The sequence below is a fragment of the Vibrio vulnificus NBRC 15645 = ATCC 27562 genome (assembly GCF_002224265.1).
Taxonomy (GTDB): Bacteria; Pseudomonadota; Gammaproteobacteria; order Enterobacterales; family Vibrionaceae; genus Vibrio; species Vibrio vulnificus.
In genome coordinates, this window is the sequence record NZ_CP012882.1 from 328440 (window position 1) to 347482 (window position 19043).

Consider the following 19043-nt stretch of genomic DNA (forward strand, 5'->3'; position numbering starts at 1 on the left):
TTATTGCTCCCCTAACCCTTTCTTACCAAAGAAGAAAAATTGCACTGCGGTACAGCCCGCAATCAAAATAAACAGTAGCCACGAAATCGCAGACGCCGTGCCCATTTCCAGCCATTCCCACCCCACTTTGTACAAGTACATCGAGATGGTTAAGCCAGACTGGCCCGTGCCTCCGGTACCGCGCGTCAGCACAAACGGCTCTTCAAACAGCTGCAAGTTGCCGATGATGGTCATGGTGACGGCGAAGAAAACAAACGGGCGAATCATTGGCAATGAAATGCTCCAGAAACGACGCCACGCATTGGCACCATCCATGCGCGCTGCTTCCAAAATCTCTTTCGGTATGGTCATGAGGCCGGTGGTGTAGAGCACGATGTTGAAACCGGTGTATTTCCAAAACACCATAATGGCGATGGACGGCTTGACCATACTGGCGTCATCGAGCCAGCGAACTGGTTGATAGTCGTTCACCCAAGAGAAGGCCCAACCCAGTAGTGAACTGTCTGCCAATGCCATCAAGCTTTGGTTGATGATCCCCGAGTTCGGCGAATACATGTTGAAGAAGATCAGCGACGCGGCAACGGTTGAAGTAATGAACGGTAAGAAATAAGCCGATGTCAGCCAATGACGCAGGCGGTCGCTCATCGACACCAAGATGTAAGCCACAGGTAACGCCACAAGGTGTTGCGCCACGCCTGAGGTAATGGCCAGCCACAAGGTATTTTTGAGTGAGCGCCACAACCAAGGGTCAGTCAAGGCGATGTGGTAGTTCTCAAGCCCCACATAGTTCATCGCCCCCAGTCCTTCCACGGGGTTCCACTCATGAAAGGAGAGAAAAATAGAAAACAGTAACGGGAAGACCCCGAACACAGAAAAAATAATCAAAAACGGCAGCAAAAATCCATACGGTGTAAGCGCTTTCAAATTGAGACGAGAAAAAAAGCTCTTACGCTGTGATGTTTCCATAACCTTGCTCGCTGCATGATTCATAGTCACGACCTCTTGCTCAGGAAGGAGCTTCCCCCTTCCCTGCTTTACTGAATTGCCTTGATGGCTTCGTCACTGAAGCCATCGGCAAGATTACATATTGCGTGTACGGCGCTTAATCAGACGTTCCGCTTCTTTGAGTGCGGTTTTGATGTCTTTGCCTTCGTCCAACACTTCCATCAAAGCGTTTTCTAAAATGATAGACCGTGCAACGTGATCGCCCTTCGCTGGCGCAACCGGCTTGATGTTTTTTGCCACATCGGCAAACAACAAGCGCGCTTTCTGGCCGCCTAAGAAGGCAATCTCTTCTTGAAACATAGGATCATCGTAAGTGGTGGTGTTGGCAGGGAACGCCGCAATGGTGGCGAAATGCTGCAACTGAATATCACGACGCGTCGTCATGTACTCGATCAGCTTCCATGCTTCATCCTGATGTTTCGATTGGGTTGGAATCGAGAGGAACGAACCACCCCAACTGCCGTAAATGCCATCAGGCAAGTGAGAGACACCCCATTTTCCGGCGGTTTCTGGCGCAATCCAGTTATTGAGGTGGCCCAGTAGCCATGCACCAGAAAGTTGGGTAGCAAAAGTGCCGTTGCGGAAGCCTTCATACCATTCGTTTGACCACGCCAAAATACGGCCATCTAACCCTTTGTCGCGAATGGTTTTCGCCACTTCAAAAGCGTGAACAAAGCGTTCTGAGGTGACGACTGGGTTGCCCTCTTTATCAAAGTAGAGCCCTTCTCCTTCTGGTACGGTGGTGAAAATGATCGCTTGAGCCACGTCCGCCGCAGAGGCAATCAACTGCACGTTTTGTTGCTTGAGTTTTTCACCCGCCGCGATGTAAGAATCCCAATCTTTGATCGCTTCTTTTACATCAATGCCCGCTTTGGCAAAGATGTCGCTGCGGTAGTACATCACCCCCGGGCCAAGGTCGACAGGAATACCATACATATTGCCATCGGCCCCTTTGCCTTGCGCCCATGCATACGGCGCAAAGCGTTCTTGATATTTATCGGCGCCATATTGCTGCGAAAGGTTAACCAACCCACCCGAGGCGACAAATGGACCAATCTTCTCAACATCCACCACAATCACATCCCCGGCACCTGAACCGGTGGCGAGGTTGGTGGTCAACTTGGTGTGGTGATCGCCGTGGTTATTCATCAAATAGTCCACTTTGATGCCCGTTTCTTGCTCAAATTCCGGCAGCAGCACTTTTAAGCTGCTGTCGAAATCGGGAAAGCCATCGAAGCGAATTTTCTGTTCTGCGGCATTCACCGTGGCGGCGAGTCCCAGAGCCACACTGCAAGCAAGCGTCAATGATGTCAGTTTCATGGTATTGTCCTTAATGGTTTTTATAGGGTCGAACTCACGTTAACGGACTCTCGGATCACCAAGGTTGGCGATAGGCGAAAATTCACGTCACGTTTGTTTTTATTCAGTATTTGCAAAGTGAGCTGTACTGCCTCCAGACTCATTTGCTCAATGGGGAAGTTGACAGTGGTCAGCGCGGGAGTTAAGTAGCGCGCAAACAAAATGTCATCAAACCCCACCAGAGAAACGTCTTCGGGAACTCGAATTCGTTGCTCTTTCATTACCTCGAAAGCCCCAAACGCCATGTGATCGTTACACGCGAATACCGCAGAAAAAGTGTGTCCGCGATTGAGTAATTTTCGCATGGCACTTGCGCCACTCTCTTCGGTAAAACCGGCCTCGGACACCAACGCCTCGTCATACTCGATGCCCGCCGCTTCTAAAGCTTTGCGGTAACCTTGTAAACGCCCCCGTGCGTCAGATTTGTCCAGAGGTCCGGTAATACAGGCGATGCTGTGGTGACCACGTTGCAACAGATATTCCGTTGCCATTCGTCCCCCCAGCTCGTTATCAATATCAATACAGCTGCTGGCGAGCTCGGGTATAAAACGGTTCACCAGCACCAGCGGAATGCCTTTGCTTTCCAACTCAATTAAATAGTCATCCGACAGGTTTTGCGTGTGGAGGATCATCGCGTCCACTCGCCTGCCAAGAAGAAACTCCACCGATTCCCGTTGGCTCTCTTCACTGTTGTTACCGGCGGTGACAATCACGTGGTAACCAAAACGGCGAAACTGTTCTTCAATGCAGTGCAAAATACCGGAGTAAAACGGCCCACCCAGCTCGGGCACGATGATGCCAATACTGCCGGTGCGGCTAGAAGCTAGGGCTTGAGCGATGGCGTTCGGCCGATAGCCCAACACTTGAATCGCTTTTTCAACGCGGAGCTTTTTATCGTGGCTAACGCGGCAAGAGCCATTCACAACCCGAGATACGGTTGCTTGAGACACCCCTGCGTATTCCGATACATCTTTAATCGTTGCCACTCTTTTGCTCCTTACGTTTGCGCCTTGTTCTCGAAACCGCTTTCATGCTGCTAAGTATTTCTGATCTCCCGACAAACTCGCGTGATCGAGATCGCATCAAACTAGGGGTTAAAATGAGTAAATGCTTAAATAATGAAGGCCAACTCACTTTATTTGCCTCTCATGAAACTGTTTCATGGTGGCATTTCACGGCGAAGCGACGCCTGCTACTGCTGAGCAGTTTAGGCAAATGCATGGCCAAAGATTCCCCTGGCCATGCGCGTTAGCGTGTTACCACCATGCTTCCCACATTGCGCCCACACTCAGCGTATCTTGCTTGGCTTGATCCACACCGGAGACGGTGCTTTCTACATCTCCCACCGTGGCATAAAAGCGCAACATCGGACGGCTCCATGGCAATCCCCCCATCGAGATGTTTTGCGAAAGCGTGACTTTCCAGCCCGATTTTTCGTCACCGTTATCGAAATCTTCCAGCGCATAACCCGCTTCTAGCCAAGTGGAATGAACATCGCTCCAGTTGTACATTGGCCGCACGATCGCCGAGTATTCGTTTTTCTCATCCACATCTTTACCCGCGATGTTTTTGAAAGACGCTAAGTAGTCGATATACAACGGCTCTGAGGGGTTAAAGCTGCCTTCCCAACTGAGGTAAGTCACTTGTTGATCGCCCGCTAAATCAAAGGCGGAGTTATCCGCGCCATCGGCGTATTTCATCGTCAGCTTATTGCCGCCACCAAAATCCACCACCGCGCCCACTTGCCAAGCGGTTTCCCCTTGTTTTGCCGCATCCGCTTCATCAGAAGCAAAACCATAGTTGGCATAGAGATCGAGCGTCGCCGCACCCAAATCCATCGCGTGCAATCGAGAGGTTAAGGCATAGATACCGGTGTCATTGCCCAGCGCGCCACCATCCCCGTTATCCACTTGGCCGACAAAGCCAAAATCAAACTTAGCGCCGCCTAAGTTAAGGTTTTTGAAGCCACCACCTTGGCCATCGTGGCTCATCCAAAAGTAGTCATTTAACCCTTGTTGTGGACGTTGATGGAAATCACGCCCCGCCCACACATAAAGTTCAGGCTGGCTTTCAAACAGATTGGTGGCCCCCGCGTAGGCTTTTTTCAAATTCAAACCACCCGGTGAGCTCCATTGATCAATGCCCCATTGATCCATCATGAAGACGATGTCCCAAATCGCTCCGCCGTCGGTCTTAAAGGCTTTCGCAAGTTGAAACTCACCGCCGTTTGCTTCGTTGCCGAGACGGCCCACCGCTGCGCCACTGCTGCCCACTTGCACGTAGCGATTATCCCCCGCTGCATAGTGCGCGCCGTAACGTGCATAGCCGGAAAACACAATGCCCAGTGGTACTTCGGTGTCTGGTGTGAGCACCGCAGGTTGTTGATCGTAGACGTAAGCGGTTTCCAGTTTGGCTTCGAGCTCCTGAATGCGTTTTTCCAACGCATCAAGATCAGATTCCGAGGTTGCAAAGGCAGAGACAGAAGCAAGCGAAGAGGCCACCGCAAGAGCAAGAGGTAAAAGTCGTAAGGTTTTCATGTGTGTTCCCTGTTTATGGTTATTGGTTGCCATAGTAGGGAATGAAAGGCTTGAAAATGTCGCCCCGCTTCACAGGCTGTTCTGACTCGAAGCGCCATGAAACTGGGCTAGGCAAGCGTGAAACCAGATTGTGTTTTGAGATCAGAAAGATAGAGAAACATGCAAGCCGAAGAGGACATTTGAAATCGGTTTCATTTCATGGCGATTAGCTAATGTCATCACGATTTCGAGTCACTGTTTGTTGTTTGAAAAGCTCATGCTACGTGAAATATTCATGACGGTGAAAGTTTTCATGATTGCGTGGTTATCGCTTACCGAGCTCAAAGTTATCGTTTCATTCAGAATTCATAAACACACTCAATATCATAAACTTACAGACTGACTTTCGTCTTATTATTAGGAATAATTACATTAGAATTACATGACATTTGAGCCGCTAAGAGAACAAATAACCACCAGCATGAGATTATAAAAACAGCATACCGAGGCTATAATGACTGCATAATCAATAACAATCGGGTCACAGGAAATGAAGTATCTTGCTCTTGTTTGGGGCTTACTCATTGCACCTCAGGTGTACAGCTATAATTTGCAAATGGATATCCCCCATGCCCCAGCGGTTGTGTTAACCGTTCAGGATTTAGAGCAAATGGAAGCCACGCAATACACCACCATGCTTCCTTGGCTTAGCGCGCCAGCCACCTTTACCGGAGTCAAGCTCAGCACCCTTTTAGCGCAACAGTATGGCTTTATTCCTAATCGCGTCACTCTGCGCGCCTTAAACGACTACGCCGCCGACATCGATCTCTCTGATATCGAAAAATATCAGCCTATCGTTGCTTATTGGCAAGACGGCAAACCCATGCGAGTGAGAGATAAAGGTCCTTTCTGGCTCATCTACCCGCAATCTTCGTTTCCAAAAGAACTGAATATCGAACGCTACCATTCCCAAATGGTTTGGCAGTTAAAACAAATACATATCGCGAAGTGATGTGAAAACGAATAATGCAAAAAACAAACTTAAATCTTTATAAAGGGCCCTTTTCAACTTCAGCAAAACTGACTTTGCTGGCAGTGACCGTCTGCTTGTTGATCGCCAATCTTGCCCTACTGCAGGAAACGAGAACCTTGGCACGCTCTTACTCAGACTCACAAAATCAAGCCACTTGGTTTCTTTTCAATCTCTCGAAAGAGCTCTCTGAATTGGTGAGTGAATCGAGTCGCGCCGAAGACAGCAGCTACGACCTCAAGCGAGTCGAACTGAAATATGAGCTCACTTGGAGCCGTTTTGATTTGTTGATCAACAGTCGAGAAAGCGACACCTTTCTCTCGCGAAACGAAGTAAAAAGCTTTTTCGTCGATCTGTTTTACCAGTTCCAAACGCTAGAGCAGCCGCTGCAACTCGCACTAAACGGTGATGACAACGCCGCTAAACTGTTTTACCGCGAAACCAGCCGCCTTTATCTGTCCATGATCGACTATGTGACGCGCAATTTCCGCGTCGCCAGCCCTTTGTATAAAGAACAGCAGATGCGCGCACAACTGCTCTTCCAAGCTCAGTTTGTGCTGTTAGGCATTTTTGTCTTGTGTGCTGGCTTCATGGCTTATTTCTTCTACAAAGAAGCCCGTTTTCACAAAAAGATGTCGTTAACCGATCCGCTGACTCAATTGCCAAACCGTATCGGTATGTTTTTGCACATGGATAAGTACATCCAGGACAAAGAGCATTTTTCGATCTACCTATTGGATCTCAATGGCTTCAAAGCCATCAATGACAATCTTGGCCATCAAGCGGGCGATGCCGCATTGCAAGAAGTGGCGCTGCGATTAAAAAAACTGGAAAACGCCTCAGTGCGAGTGTGCCGCATGGGAGGCGATGAATTTGCCGTGCTGTGCAAACACGTCACCAATGACGAACATCAGGTGCTCAATCAGGCGATTCATCAGCTGTTTGTGCCACCGATTGCCCTCGAACAAGGCCCAGCTAAGCTTTCCACCAGTTTAGGTCGAGCCTGTTTTCCAGATGATTCAGAAAATGTGGATGCGCTCATCAATCTAGCTGACAAACGCATGTACCGCATGAAGTTTTCTCGGTAGGGTCGTCGATCTATAATGCTTTATCGAACACCCATTATTTGCTTTCTCCACTAGCACCCAATAAGTATTCCATCGATAATTGGCAGGCAACACTGCATTGGAGAAACTGAAATAAATCATGCGATTACTACTGATTGAAGACGACACACTGCTTGGCCAATCCATGGTGACTTCGCTAAGTCGCCATGGCTATACGGTCGATTGGTTAGAAAAAGGCTCGGGCGTCACCAGCGCACTGAAAACCGAAGATTTCACGGCGGTGATCCTCGATTTAACCTTACCGGATATCGATGGCTTGGACGTGCTGCGCAACATTCGCAGTGCTGGCTTCAACTTGCCAGTGGTGATTTTGACCGCCAGAGACGACATCAAAGATCGCGTTCAAGGCTTAGACCGCGGCGCGGACGATTATCTGGGCAAACCTTTTGCGCTCGAAGAGTTGTTGGCCCGTTTGCGAGTGGTGATTCGTCGTCAATCTGGCAGCGCTACGGAAGTGATTGACGTGGGCGAATTGAGCCTTTCCCTTTCCGAGCAGTCCATTCGTTATCAAGAGGCCGTTTTAAAACTGACGCGCAACGAGTTCAAAATCCTTGCGGCGTTAATGACCAATGCCGGACGAGTGATGAGTAAAGATCAGTTACAGCAGTCTCTACACGGTTGGGATGACAGTGCCAGCGACAACGCCATTGAAGTACACATTCACAACTTGCGCAAAAAGGCACCCAACGTGCCGATAAAAAACATTCGTGGCGTGGGGTACATCATTGAAAAGTAGCCAACCTTTCTCCATCAAGCGACGCTTAACGCTCTCTGTGAGTTTGCTTTCCTGCTTTTTGCTGATCATGACCATGTATTTCAGCTACAGCTCTGCGCAGCATGAAGTGGGAGAAGTGTACGATGCGCGCTTGGGTCAAACAGCAAAACTGATGTTGATGGCATGGTCCATCGCACCCGAGAAAGACAGCCTGCAGCAGCACCAACAACAGTTTGAGCAGTGGCGCACCAACTTACGCCGCCTCGCTCGAGAAGATGATGACGAAGGCACCGCATTTGGCCATCCTTACGAGCAAAATCTGGTGTTGCAGTTTTTCCGTCATGGCGATCTGATTTGGAGCTCCGATTCATCGTTGACGGCGCTAGGCTCAGAGAAGCAAAAAAACGGCTTTCGTGATACTCAGATGAATGGCGAACGTTGGCGTATTTTTCAGCTTTATTCCCCTCCCGATTCCGGCCATTCTGAGTGGATTGTAGTGGCAGAAAATCATCGCATTCGCAATGAAATCATTAGTGAAATTGCCCTTTCGACCGCTCTGCCACAACTCATTTTGCTACCCGCTTTGTTGGTTTTGCTACTGTGGTTAATCGATAAACATTTTCACCCTATTGAAGAGCTGAGAACGGCGATCAGCCATCGCAGTGTCAGCAAACTCGATCGAATCAACGTAGAGCACCCTACCCTAGAACTTGACCCACTGGTTGATACTCTCAATCAGTTGTTAAACGAGTTGGAACAAGCGTGGCAACGAGAAAAACGCTTTACGCGCACCGCGGCTCACGAGCTGAAAACTCCTCTCACTATTTTGCGCCTGAATGCAGAGAATGCTCTCGCCAGCGAGAGTCCGCAGCAACTTTCCCACGACCTCAATAACATCCTCAAAGGCATCGACCGTACCGACCGTTTGATTCACCAGTTACTGACCTTAGCCAAGGTAGATAACGCCAGTGATCTGGCGTGCGACAGCGTCGAACTCGATAAGCTGCTGCAAAGTGTGATGGCGGACATGGCGTTGTTGGCCTTAAAGCAGCAACAAGAGCTCAGCTTGCAGAGCGAAGAAGTGTCGTTGCAAGGTGACAAAACTCTGCTCGAAACGCTGTTTCGTAACCTACTGGATAACGCAATCCGCTACTCGGGCGCACAAAGCGAAATTGACATCAGCGTAATGGAAACCCATCAATATGTGGACGTGTTGGTGGCCGATAATGGCAGTGCAATTGACGAAGCCAGCCGCGGCAAGTTATTTGAACCCTTCTTTCGCGCCAACAGTGAAAAAGGCGATGGTGCGGGTTTGGGCATGGCAATTTGCCAAGACATTGCCAAATTACATAACGCCACACTCGAATTGCTCCCTCGCAGCGAGCATCGCAATGTCTTTCGTGTGCGCTTTTGGCGAACTCACCCGTAAGTGCCAACGAGCATAAAAGGCAAAATATCACGACAAAAAGGCGCAGTTCGCGCCTTTTCTCTAATTTTTCTGGTTGCAATTAGGCTATCGCAATCACTCAAAATACTTACGGTACAAGGCTTGGGTCCAGCCTTCCATTTCCATTTGATGAAGAGCTTGCCGGAACTCATCAATCACCGAACCGGGCACTAACTCCATCGGCATGTTGTTCCAAGCTAAAGGTAAGTTGGGGTCATAGGCCGGATTCTCTTGGCCTTGAAACAAAGCCGAGTTACGGCTAAAACCTGCCCAAGAGGGTGTGCTGCGATCAACAAACTGAGGGTGAATCATCATATCGTTTAGGCCCTCCGTTTTGAGGTAGTAACGTAAAGTGTCTTCCTCATAGACATAGAAGTCCGCTCGTCCACGACGTAAAAAGGTCATGGCTCGTCCTACGTCTAGTTCAGAAACCGTAAACTGATTCATTTTCGAGGTATCGCGACCCACAAGGTAATCAGGATTTCCCAGCGCCACCAGTTGCGTGAACCCGTCAAGGCTGGTTGCCTGCGTCATGAGTGGCCGTCCCTTGAGCGTGACCGCCACGTCACGTTGATAAGTGCCATTGGGTACCCAATAAGCGTATTTCACGCGTTCCAAATCAAAAGCGAAACCGGGGTAGAAATCGATCTCGCCCGCTTCTAACGCCAACAATACTCTCAGCTTGGGCAAACGCACCACTTTGAGCTTTGCACCAATCCGCTTGGCGGCCTCATCATACAGCTCGAAGTAGAAACCATCATCACTGGGCTCCGCATGAATGTAGGGCATTTTTTCCGTCGTGCGGTAGCCCATGATGATCTCTGTCGTGGCCAAGCTGGGATAGATAAATCCACATAAAAGCAGCAACAATCCAAAGCGCATGATCTTTCCTCTGGCAGTTTATGACTCCATCAGAATAACCATAGACCATCTCGCAGAGATTAACGTTCTTTGCTCTTCTATAGTGCCTGTCTCATCGCATGGGCAATCACCTCAAAGCGTGCTGGCAGAGTGCGCGCTTTTTTGCTGATTAAGTAAAGTGATTCCTCCACTCGCTGAGCGCTTGGGTAGATGGCCAAATGCTCCGTCAATGAAAATTGGCTCATTGCCGAGTGAGGCAATACCGTGAAGCCAAGACCTTGAGCGACGGGCAATAAAATTTGGCTAAGTTGATTCACATAGCCCCTTGCTGGAATGTGTCGCGTGTCCATTTGGCTTTGATCCGTTTCACCACACAAGGTCAAATAAAGCTCTAAATAATGGTGGGCATCCGGGTGTTCAATGAGCCCTAACGCGATTATGTCGTCCAATGTTTTCCCTTGATATTGAGCTGGATAAAACAGACACAGTTCATCGGTGCCCATTTTTTCAACCTCAAACAAGGCAGGTTGAGGAAGGTGAGTAACAATGCCTAAATCGACATCGCCATTGAGAACTTCTTGAATGATTTTATGATTAGGCGCCACTTCCAACTGCGGAATCAGTTCTGGGTATTTACATTGTAAATCGAGCAATTGCGGATAGAGTTTTAACCCCAGCGCCCCAGAACACGCCACCCGGAAGACACCCGCATGTGGGTTGTCAAACTGCAAACTTTGCAGCAGTTCTGCTTGCTCACTTTCTAACTGCTTTGCGTATTGATAGACGCGCAGCCCCGCTTCGGTGATTTCAAAACTCTTCTTATCACGCTCAATGAGCGCAGCGCCACAGCTCTCTTCTAACTTGCGAATGTGTTGGCTGACGCCCGGCTGAGTCATAAAAAGCTTTTCAGCGGTTTTGGTAAAGTGGCCGACCTCAATCAAGGTTTTAAAGGTCGTCAACCAAACTGGATTTAACATCGCTTACCCACCTCCATTGCTGCTTAACAATAAAAACAAAAAATTATTAAAATAATAAATTATGATAATTTCAAGTAATAATTCTAACTCCCTATACTCTCTCCATCGAAACAGATTAGCCAATCACAACGGATTAACTAATCGAATCTAATCAACGAAAAGAACCAACAAGAGCTTGGAGAAGAACGATGAAAATGAATCACGTAGGCATCATGGTCGGCGACATGGACAAAGCGGTAGAATTTTACACCCATGCACTTGGCCTAAAAATCGTCATGAACAACACCAAAGTGGTGGAAGAACGTGAAAGCGCCATCGGTAGAATGTGTATTGCAGTATTTGGCGAAGGCTTTAAGGGCTTTAACATCGCCCACCTCGTCACTACCGACGGCATTGGCGTTGAACTGTTTGAAATGAAAGAGCGCCAAGAGCGTCACGTTGTGGACTTCTCTCGCCTTGGTATCTTCCACTTCTGTCTACAAACCGACGATTTTGAAGGCGTCATTAAACGCACAGAAGAGTTTGGCGGCAAAGTGCGTATGGACATCATGCGTTACCACCCAGAAGACGACAGCAAGCCTGCGAAGATGGTCTACCTAGAAGACCCATTTGGTAACTTGTTTGAGCTTTACTCGCACACCTACGAAGAAACCTACGCCTCAGATTACGAGTAATCAGGTATAAAAATGGGTTAGCGTAAAAAATGGATTAGCCGAAAAGCTAATCCATTTTTATTTCAAGCACATGGCAGGGCTATCACTCGGTGCTGCCGTTTTTGTCCGTCCTATTTAGGCTCCAACAACAACGTCATTCGTTTCGTACCTTCGCCAAAAGTATTCTTCGCTCTTTGTTGAACCTCTTCCAGCGTGACGCTTTGTGCGGTTTGCTTATAGTTCAGCAGGGCATCAATCCCGTAGTGGTTAATCAAATAACGGGTATAGAATCCGTTACGAAAGCGTGGATCGCTGTCCAGTGATCTTAAGTCAACACTGAGCTGTTTTGCCGCGGTGTCCACTTCCTCTTGCGTGATATTTTTCGCCAACTCAGCAATCACTTGTTCGATTTGCTGGTCCATCAACTTAGCGTCTTTGGGCGCTATCTGCGACTCAAAGAACCAATCTGACACCGTTTCTTGGTCTTGCATCATCGGATACACCGCTGGGCTGTAATCCAAACTCGCTTCTTCACGCAGTTGCGTGAGCACTCGCGCCAAACTGATTCTTTGCAGCATGTCTTCGATAAACATATCTTTGCCCACTTTTGCTGCAACGTGAGGATTCAACACGCGTACTAAATGCAAGGTTGACTTCTCACTGCCCTCTTTCACCACGCTGTAAGCCGGTAAGTTGTCTTTATACACAACGGCATAATCCAACGCTGGCGCGGGTTGCATCTCGATAGACGCTACATATTGTCTCAGCAATGGCGCCACTTGCTCTGGCGTAAGATCGGCAATCAGCACCATTTTGAAACCACGATTTTGACCAAACAGCGTCTGATGAATCGCGTCGATTTGCTCCACGGTCACGGGGATCACTTCGTCTGCCGTCACGAGGCGATGTCGAGTATGATCTGGATAAGAAGACTGATTGCCCTTCAAGACCAACTGACCAACACCGGATTTCAAATAAGCTGAACGGTTTTGCTCAAACTCTTTCTTTACTGCCTGAAGTTGGCGAGGATCGATATTGATTTCTGTAGCAAGGTTGTAGAGCGCATTCAAGGTGATGGCCAATTTTTCTTTGGCACCTATCATTTCCACTCCATGATAGGTGGTGCCCAAAATAGGATTGAGCATCAAATCATTTTTGCGCAAGTAGCTGTCCAGTTCCGTGCCGGAAAAATCCCCCAAGCCACTGCGAACGGCGGTATGGGTTGCTAATTCATAGGCGGGATACAAACTCGGATCAATCGCAGCTTTGCCACCGAGGCTGGCAAAGTTGATGTAAGCGCGATCACCCGCTTTGCTGTCTTGCTGGAACCAGACTTCGACACCATTGGAAAGCGAATAGACTTTAAAACCACCTTCATGGTCTTGAACATCGACAATTTGCCCAGCCTGCTGCGGCTGAAGAAAACCTTCATCTTTCGCAGCAAGGGTTAATGGCTTCACTCCAGGGCGTTGATACGCTTCGGCGATTTTCATTGGTGTGGTTGCCCACGTTGCCATGCGATCACCAGGCCCGAGTCCCATTATGAATGGCACGGGTTGATCAAGTACGCCTTGCAACTGCTTGTTGGCCGTTTCAAGGGAATTCAGCTCAATAAATTGGGTAAGATTGGCTTGATAATCTTGCTTCGATTGAGTGACGTTGTTTTGGTCCAAATCGATCATCCGGCTATCAGCGAAATGAAAGGGCTTACGTTGCTGCCAATCGCTTTCCAAATTCGTCAACTCGCTACGATAACCAGACATCACGCTGTCGAGCTCTTGCTGGCTAACACCATAGTCGCGCAGCGACGCCAATGTCTCAACAAACAAACGGTGCATGTCGTGCCGTTGGCCCGGCGCAAACGACACCCCACCTGCGATCAGGCGGCTGTAGTTGTTGGCAAACGCATTGGCGTAGGCGTACTGAAACGGCTCCGCAGCATCATTGAGCACCGAATAGAGACGCTGTTGAATCAACTGAGCACTGACATCGTCATGCCACATCTGTTGTTGTTGCGCTTGTGTACGCATGCCAACAAACCCACGGTCGATAGCGAAATGGACACTTGGCGATTCCATCACGCTGCTAAACAGCACTCTCGGCTCTGTTTTTACTGGAATGTCACGGCGTTTCTCAACGGTGTTGTTGGCCGTTGCCTGCCAACTGGCAAACTTTTCATCAATGATGGTGGCGATCTCTTCAACGCGAACATTACCGGTGATGATCAACTCAGAGTATTGCGGTTGATACCAAGTTTGGTAGAAGGACTTCAAGGATTCTGCCGTGGCATTTTCAATGGATTCTTGATCGCCAATCGGATCATGCTTCTCATAAACAGTGCCATCAATGGAAGCGTAGTAAGCATTAAACGAAAAGGATGTATCTTCAGGTCGTGAGCGTCGCCACTCGCCTAAAATCACGCCTTTCTCTTTCTCCACCTCTTGTGGTGCAAACTCGATGCCGTCACTGACATCGCGCATCCAAGTGAGAGCGTCTTGCAAATGAGCACTGTCATTAAGCTCAAGTTTGTAGGTGGTTTGCTGATACGCGGTAAACGCATTGATGTCAGCGCCAAAACTGCCACCCGCTTGAGCGAACAGCTTGATCACCTCGTTACCCGAAAAGTGTTGGCTACCATTGAACGCCATATGCTCCACAAAATGGGCATACCCTTTTTGCTGCTCGTTCTCTTGGAATGACCCAATGTTGACCGTAAAACGCAGCGAGATTTCCTGATCATCCGTCGGGTAAATGTGGTATTTCATGCCATTGGGCAACTGACCAACGCTCCAGTTGGCGTCTTGTTGCAATGGTGGGGAGTTGGGGGTTAAAGCACAACCTGACAGTAGTAATGCTGGGAAGAACAACATATTTCGCATAAATCTCGTCCCTAGTAATAATTCTCTTAGAGAATATATCGCCATCGTCCTATTCAACCTATTTTATAGAGTTACGATGGCGTTTTTTCAGGACATCAATCGCAAAATTCGTGTCAGAGACTTTTCCTCATAGCGCGTAAAATCTGTCTATTCTTATTAGTGATAATTAAAACAATTAGAGTGGTCGCTATGATGATTTTGAGCCGTTTTTTTGCCTTTCTGCGCTCAGCACTGTTTGTGCTGGCTTTATTCCCATCCTTCCCTATTTTGGCCGACACTGGCGCGCAAGAAATCGACTATCTGCCCATGACGGTCGGGCTTTTAGGTGGGCTGGCGATTTTCCTCTACGGCATGGAAAAAATGTCGGATGCGCTTAAACGTGCCGCAGGCAATAAGATGAAACAGTGGCTGGCTAAACTGACCACCAACCGCGTTGCAGGGGTACTGACGGGCACGGGCATTACGGCGATCATTCAATCCTCGTCGGTCACTACGGTGCTGCTGGTCGGTTTTATTTCTGCGGGATTAATGTCGCTACCGCAAGCGGTCGGTGTCATCATGGGGGCCAACATCGGCACCACGGTCACCGCGCAAATCATTGCCTTCAAAGTCACTAAGGCGGCATTAGTGATGGTCGCAATTGGTTTTATGATGTTTTTCACTTCGAAAAAGGAAACCACCCAACACTACGGCAACATGTTGTTTGGCCTCGGTTTGATCTTTCTTGGGATGAACTTGATGAGCGAAGCGATGGCGCCGCTGCGAAGCTATCAGCCGTTTATTGATTTGATGGCGCACATGGATAACTTGTTGCTGGCAATCCTTATTGCCGCTGCCTTTACGGCTTTGGTCCAATCCTCATCTGCCACCACAGGGATTGTGATTGTGCTTGCTGGCCAAGGTTTTATTCCACTCGATACTGGGATTGCACTGGCAATGGGGGCCAATATCGGTACTTGCGTCACTGCCGTGTTGGCTTCGATTGGAAAACCAAGAGAAGCGGTACAAGCGGCGGCCATCCACATTATTTTTAATGTCATGGGTGTGGTTATTTGGCTGCCACTCATCGGGATATTAAGTGAACTTGCGATGTTTATCTCACCCCTGCATCCTGAGCTCGTGGGTGCTGAGCGAATGGCCGCCGAGTTACCTCGCCAGATCGCCAATGCCAACACTCTGTTTAATATGTTAAACACCTTGATCATGCTTCCGTTTGCCAGCGTGTTTGTATGGCTGGTTCGAAAACTCTTGCCCCATACGTCAACAGAAAAAAGCGAAGCCTCAATTCAAACCAAGTACATCAACGATGCCTTTTTGCCAACGCCCGATATCGCGTTAGATCAAGCGCAACTCGAGCTCGGCCGAGTTGGCAGAAGGGTGTGTAATATGCTCAACATGCTGCCCCCTCTCGCGCCAGAATGTAAAGATGCCAACGAAACAAGCTTAGTTCGTGAAAGCCTTAACCAGATCGAATTGATTGAAGAAGAAGTTGATCAACTGCACAGCACCATTCTGTCTTATTTGGGTCGCTTGCGCCGCGAGCCGCTCTCCGATGCGCAAAGCGCGCGACAAATCAAACTGATCAGCATCACCGATCAATTGGAAAGCATCGCTGATTTGGTGGTGAACTCCTTACTCCCGTTGGCTTACAAGGCGCTCAACGACGATATTGTGGTCAGCCCACAAATGCGCACCACCTTGGATACGGTGCAAGACAAAGTGAACCGAACCTTGCTCGATTGCGTCAACGCGATTCGCCGCGATGACCCCGCTACCGCTCAGCTAGTCTTGAATGCCAAACGCGAGCTGAACTCGCTGATTGATGCGGTGTTGGCGCACCAAGCGCAACGTTTATCGGAAGAGCAGCCCAACCGCCTGCGGATTTTCCGTTATGAAATGGAATGGGTGGAAACACTCAAACGCATTTATACCCTTACTAAACGCATTTCTAAACTGCAATTGCGTCAGCGTGATATTTCAACCCCGACGCAAGGTTAGCCTCACAGTTTTGTGTTTGCTCAAAAGGGAATTTGGCCGGAAGGACAACGGCTCAACGAAACTCGACTAAACTTTAAGCACGAGAGTGCATATTAGTAATGCAACGTTAGTGTTAAAGCACGTCAGCAGTCTAGGAGTCGACAATGGAAGCGATCAAACCTGCAATGCATGAACCGTTTTGCGTGGATCTCAAACACGCGTTGATCTGGGTGGCACGTGCCTTAGATTATGTCGGCATGGACGATCTTCACCACAACCATAGAGTCGCTTACACCGCGTATGAGTGTGCAAAACTGCTTGGTTGGGAGAAAAAGAAACAAGAATTCAGCTTCTTAGCGGGCTTAATTCACGACTGTGGCGTCTCCCAGACGGCAGAACATTCGCATCTCATCAGCGACATGCTCCCCAGCGAAAGCGAGCAGCACTGCCGAGTGGGTTTTCAAGCCCTCGAACAATGCGATATGCTGGCGCAGTTTGCCAACATCATTCTCTATCACCATACCGATTGGCTCCATTTGCAGCACGCGCCAATCAGCCCCTATGAGAAAGATGTCGCCGCGCTCATTTACTTAGCCGACCGGCTAGACTTCTTGCGAGCCAAATACTTAAGTCATACCCAACCAGATCTCATCACCTTGTACAAAAAGGCGATCAGTGAGGAACTGTATTTTTACCGTGGCACACTCTTCTGCCCGACCTTTGTTGACGCGTTAGTCACACTGATCCACCGAGATGGTTTTTGGTTTGCGATGGACTCAACCCATATCGAAACCGTCCCGTTCTCTTTTAGCCAATTGAAATGGTTACATCAAGATCTGTCGATTTCCGCTCTGATTCAACTGGGCCGTTTTATTGCTGGCATCGTCGATGCGAAAAGCCCGTTTACGTACCAACACTCCTTAAAAGTGGCCGAGTTAAGTGAGTACTTAGCCCTGCAAATGGGCCTTCCCAAATCCACCAGCAAGCTGATTTACGTTGCAGGTTTGGTGCACGACATTGGCAAGTTGAGAACGCCCGATAGCATCTTGCACAAAGAAGGGCCACTGAGTGAGATCGAATACATCCACATTAAGCGTCATACCGTTGATACCGCCGTCGCACTCAATATGATTTTCCCTCATTCCAATATCGCCCAGTGGGCGGCCAATCATCATGAAAGGCTCGATGGCAGTGGCTACCCGTACAACAAGAGCGCTGAACAACTTGATTTGCCATCACGCATCATTGCGATTGCCGATGTTTTCCAAGCCCTGTCGCAAAACCGTCCCTATCGAAGCAAGTTGTCGCCACAAGAGATCACCGACATCATGTGGCCAATGGTGGAACAAAACCAATTGGATGGCGATGTGTACGCAAAACTCGAGCAGAACTTAAACCACTGCTATGCCATGAGTACGGCGCTGTCGTTGAAGGTCTCTGAGGGAGAAACATCGGTTGATGAAGCGAGCTCACTCGTATATTCGCAATAAACATGCATCGAAGAAGAGCCATAAAAACGTCATAACAAAATCGATAAAAGAAAACCGATAAAAAGCCCCTCCAATCTAGGAGAGGCTTATTGCTGTTGATTGCTCTCACCAATTCAATGATGAGAAAGACAGAGCGCTTAAGGTTGCGTTGCGAGTGCTTGGTCGATGTCACTGGCGCTGTGGCGCTCTTCCACCATCTCCCACGATTCGCCCCAGGTTTTATTGACGATACGGCCACGTTTTACTGCGTCACGTTGTTCAATGTCTTTCGCCCAACGCACCACGTTTTGGTAGCTCGCCACGTCTAAAAACTCAGCCGCATTGTACAGTTTGCCCAGCACAAGGTTGCCATACCAAGGCCAAACGGCAATGTCAGCAATCGAATATTCATCGCCACCGAGGTAACGATGTTTCGCCAATTGCTTATCCAGCACGTCTAATTGACGCTTGGCTTCCATGGTGAAGCGGTTAATCGGGTATTCAAACTTCTCTGGCGCATAAGCGTAGAAATGGCCAAAACCGCCCCCAAGATAAGGCGCTGAACCTTGCAGCCAGAATAGCCAGTTCATGACTTGAGTACGCGCCGCTAAATCTGTAGGCAACAACTTGCCAAACTTCTCGGCGAGATAAACCAGAATATGGCCCGATTCAAACACATTGATTGGCTCAGCTGCGGAGCGGTCAACCAAGGCGGGAATTTTTGAGTTGGGATTCACCGCGACAAAGCCCGACGAAAACTGATCCGCATCGCCAATTTTGATGATGTGCGCATCGTATTCGGCTTCTTTCACGCCAAGAGCCAACAACTCCTCCAGCATGATGGTCACCTTCTGACCATTGGGTGTACCCATAGAGTAAAGCTGGAGTGGGTGTGAGCCAACTGGCAGCTCGCGTTCAAATCTCGCACCCGAATCTGGACGGTTGATGCTCGCCCACTGACCGCCGTTTTCTTCATTCATGGTCCAGACTGCTGGAGGAGTATAGGTATTTGCCATGATGTGTCCTTT

At 48.9% G+C, this 19043-nt stretch carries 16 protein-coding genes; 8 read left to right on the forward strand and 8 right to left on the reverse strand.

The genetic code is table 11. The annotated features are described in order from the left end of the window. The 3 genes from AOT11_RS17175 to AOT11_RS17185 all read right to left on the reverse strand — a co-directional run bounded on the left by AOT11_RS17175 (position 1) and on the right by AOT11_RS17185 (position 3350). Positions 1 to 990, reverse strand: a complete 990-nt coding sequence (locus tag AOT11_RS17175) for a carbohydrate ABC transporter permease (protein WP_026050589.1) — start codon at positions 988 to 990, stop codon at positions 1 to 3. Positions 991 to 1080: 90 nt separating this feature from the next. Then, positions 1081 to 2325: an extracellular solute-binding protein gene (locus AOT11_RS17180; RefSeq protein ID WP_017421764.1), complete on the reverse strand. Its 1245-nt coding sequence runs from the start codon at positions 2323 to 2325 to the stop codon at positions 1081 to 1083. A 20-nt stretch (positions 2326 to 2345) separates the two neighbouring features. Beyond that, complete coding sequence (locus tag AOT11_RS17185; RefSeq protein WP_017421763.1) at positions 2346 to 3350, reverse strand: LacI family DNA-binding transcriptional regulator; 1005 nt, start codon at positions 3348 to 3350, stop codon at positions 2346 to 2348. A 113-nt stretch (positions 3351 to 3463) separates the two neighbouring features. Here AOT11_RS17185 and AOT11_RS17190 point away from each other — a divergent pair, with 113 nt between their 5' ends. Continuing rightward, complete coding sequence (locus AOT11_RS17190) at positions 3464 to 3616, forward strand: hypothetical protein (RefSeq protein ID WP_223848370.1); 153 nt, start codon at positions 3464 to 3466, stop codon at positions 3614 to 3616. A 4-nt stretch (positions 3617 to 3620) separates the two neighbouring features. Here AOT11_RS17190 and AOT11_RS17195 read toward each other — a convergent pair whose 3' ends face one another. Beyond that, positions 3621 to 4901 carry a carbohydrate porin gene (locus AOT11_RS17195; protein WP_026050590.1) on the reverse strand — a complete coding sequence of 427 codons (1281 nt, stop codon included), beginning with the start codon at positions 4899 to 4901 and terminating at the stop codon, positions 3621 to 3623. Between the two features lie 529 nt (positions 4902 to 5430). Between AOT11_RS17195 and AOT11_RS17200 the strand changes: the two genes are divergently transcribed. The 4 genes from AOT11_RS17200 (at position 5431) to AOT11_RS17215 (ending at position 9181) form a co-directional block, all read left to right on the forward strand. After that, positions 5431 to 5892, forward strand: a complete 462-nt coding sequence (locus AOT11_RS17200; protein WP_017421760.1) for a putative pterin-binding protein — start codon at positions 5431 to 5433, stop codon at positions 5890 to 5892. Between the two features lie 14 nt (positions 5893 to 5906). Further along, the gene (locus AOT11_RS17205; protein WP_017421759.1) at positions 5907 to 6998 is read left to right on the forward strand and encodes a GGDEF domain-containing protein; all 1092 of its coding nucleotides are present in this window, start codon (positions 5907 to 5909) and stop codon (positions 6996 to 6998) included. Positions 6999 to 7116: 118 nt separating this feature from the next. Next, a complete protein-coding gene (locus tag AOT11_RS17210; RefSeq protein ID WP_017421758.1) occupies positions 7117 to 7773 on the forward strand; it encodes a response regulator in 657 nt (218 codons plus the stop codon). Then, on the forward strand, positions 7763 to 9181 hold the full coding sequence (locus AOT11_RS17215) for a sensor histidine kinase (protein ID WP_026050591.1): 1419 nt from the start codon (positions 7763 to 7765) through the stop codon (positions 9179 to 9181). Before AOT11_RS17210 ends, AOT11_RS17215 begins: the two co-directional genes overlap by 11 nt. A gap of 93 nt (positions 9182 to 9274) precedes the next feature. Here AOT11_RS17215 and AOT11_RS17220 read toward each other — a convergent pair whose 3' ends face one another. Together AOT11_RS17220 and AOT11_RS17225 are read right to left on the reverse strand one after the other, a co-directional pair. Beyond that, a complete protein-coding gene (locus AOT11_RS17220; RefSeq protein WP_017421757.1) occupies positions 9275 to 10081 on the reverse strand; it encodes a substrate-binding periplasmic protein in 807 nt (268 codons plus the stop codon). A gap of 77 nt (positions 10082 to 10158) precedes the next feature. Next, on the reverse strand, positions 10159 to 11037 hold the full coding sequence (locus AOT11_RS17225) for a LysR family transcriptional regulator (protein WP_017421756.1): 879 nt from the start codon (positions 11035 to 11037) through the stop codon (positions 10159 to 10161). Between the two features lie 188 nt (positions 11038 to 11225). Between AOT11_RS17225 and AOT11_RS17230 the strand changes: the two genes are divergently transcribed. Beyond that, positions 11226 to 11711: a VOC family protein gene (locus AOT11_RS17230; protein WP_026050592.1), complete on the forward strand. Its 486-nt coding sequence runs from the start codon at positions 11226 to 11228 to the stop codon at positions 11709 to 11711. Positions 11712 to 11821: 110 nt separating this feature from the next. Here AOT11_RS17230 and AOT11_RS17235 read toward each other — a convergent pair whose 3' ends face one another. After that, on the reverse strand, positions 11822 to 14569 hold the full coding sequence (locus AOT11_RS17235) for a M16 family metallopeptidase (RefSeq protein WP_017421755.1): 2748 nt from the start codon (positions 14567 to 14569) through the stop codon (positions 11822 to 11824). A 189-nt stretch (positions 14570 to 14758) separates the two neighbouring features. Here AOT11_RS17235 and AOT11_RS17240 point away from each other — a divergent pair, with 189 nt between their 5' ends. Together AOT11_RS17240 and AOT11_RS17245 are read left to right on the forward strand one after the other, a co-directional pair. Beyond that, positions 14759 to 16567 carry a Na/Pi cotransporter family protein gene (locus AOT11_RS17240; protein ID WP_017421754.1) on the forward strand — a complete coding sequence of 603 codons (1809 nt, stop codon included), beginning with the start codon at positions 14759 to 14761 and terminating at the stop codon, positions 16565 to 16567. Positions 16568 to 16710: 143 nt separating this feature from the next. After that, positions 16711 to 18036 (forward strand): HD-GYP domain-containing protein, encoded by a 1326-nt coding sequence (locus AOT11_RS17245; protein ID WP_017421753.1) that lies wholly within the window; start codon positions 16711 to 16713, stop codon positions 18034 to 18036. Between the two features lie 137 nt (positions 18037 to 18173). Here AOT11_RS17245 and yghU read toward each other — a convergent pair whose 3' ends face one another. Continuing rightward, positions 18174 to 19031, reverse strand: a complete 858-nt coding sequence (yghU, locus tag AOT11_RS17250; protein ID WP_017421752.1) for a glutathione-dependent disulfide-bond oxidoreductase — start codon at positions 19029 to 19031, stop codon at positions 18174 to 18176. Between the last annotated feature and the right edge of the window lie 12 nt (positions 19032 to 19043).

Coding starts and splice junctions, on each gene's coding strand:
- AOT11_RS17195 (WP_026050590.1), bottom strand. CDS start 4,901: ATGAAAACCTTACGACTTTTACCTCTTGCTCTTGCGGTGGCCTCTTCG.
- AOT11_RS17240 (WP_017421754.1), top strand. CDS start 14,759: ATGATGATTTTGAGCCGTTTTTTTGCCTTTCTGCGCTCAGCACTGTTT.
- AOT11_RS17190 (WP_223848370.1), top strand. CDS start 3,464: ATGAGTAAATGCTTAAATAATGAAGGCCAACTCACTTTATTTGCCTCT.
- AOT11_RS17245 (WP_017421753.1), top strand. CDS start 16,711: ATGGAAGCGATCAAACCTGCAATGCATGAACCGTTTTGCGTGGATCTC.
- AOT11_RS17175 (WP_026050589.1), bottom strand. CDS start 990: ATGAATCATGCAGCGAGCAAGGTTATGGAAACATCACAGCGTAAGAGC.
- AOT11_RS17235 (WP_017421755.1), bottom strand. CDS start 14,569: ATGCGAAATATGTTGTTCTTCCCAGCATTACTACTGTCAGGTTGTGCT.
- AOT11_RS17180 (WP_017421764.1), bottom strand. CDS start 2,325: ATGAAACTGACATCATTGACGCTTGCTTGCAGTGTGGCTCTGGGACTC.
- AOT11_RS17205 (WP_017421759.1), top strand. CDS start 5,907: ATGCAAAAAACAAACTTAAATCTTTATAAAGGGCCCTTTTCAACTTCA.
- AOT11_RS17225 (WP_017421756.1), bottom strand. CDS start 11,037: ATGTTAAATCCAGTTTGGTTGACGACCTTTAAAACCTTGATTGAGGTC.
- AOT11_RS17210 (WP_017421758.1), top strand. CDS start 7,117: ATGCGATTACTACTGATTGAAGACGACACACTGCTTGGCCAATCCATG.
- AOT11_RS17220 (WP_017421757.1), bottom strand. CDS start 10,081: ATGCGCTTTGGATTGTTGCTGCTTTTATGTGGATTTATCTATCCCAGC.
- AOT11_RS17200 (WP_017421760.1), top strand. CDS start 5,431: ATGAAGTATCTTGCTCTTGTTTGGGGCTTACTCATTGCACCTCAGGTG.
- yghU (WP_017421752.1), bottom strand. CDS start 19,031: ATGGCAAATACCTATACTCCTCCAGCAGTCTGGACCATGAATGAAGAA.
- AOT11_RS17230 (WP_026050592.1), top strand. CDS start 11,226: ATGAAAATGAATCACGTAGGCATCATGGTCGGCGACATGGACAAAGCG.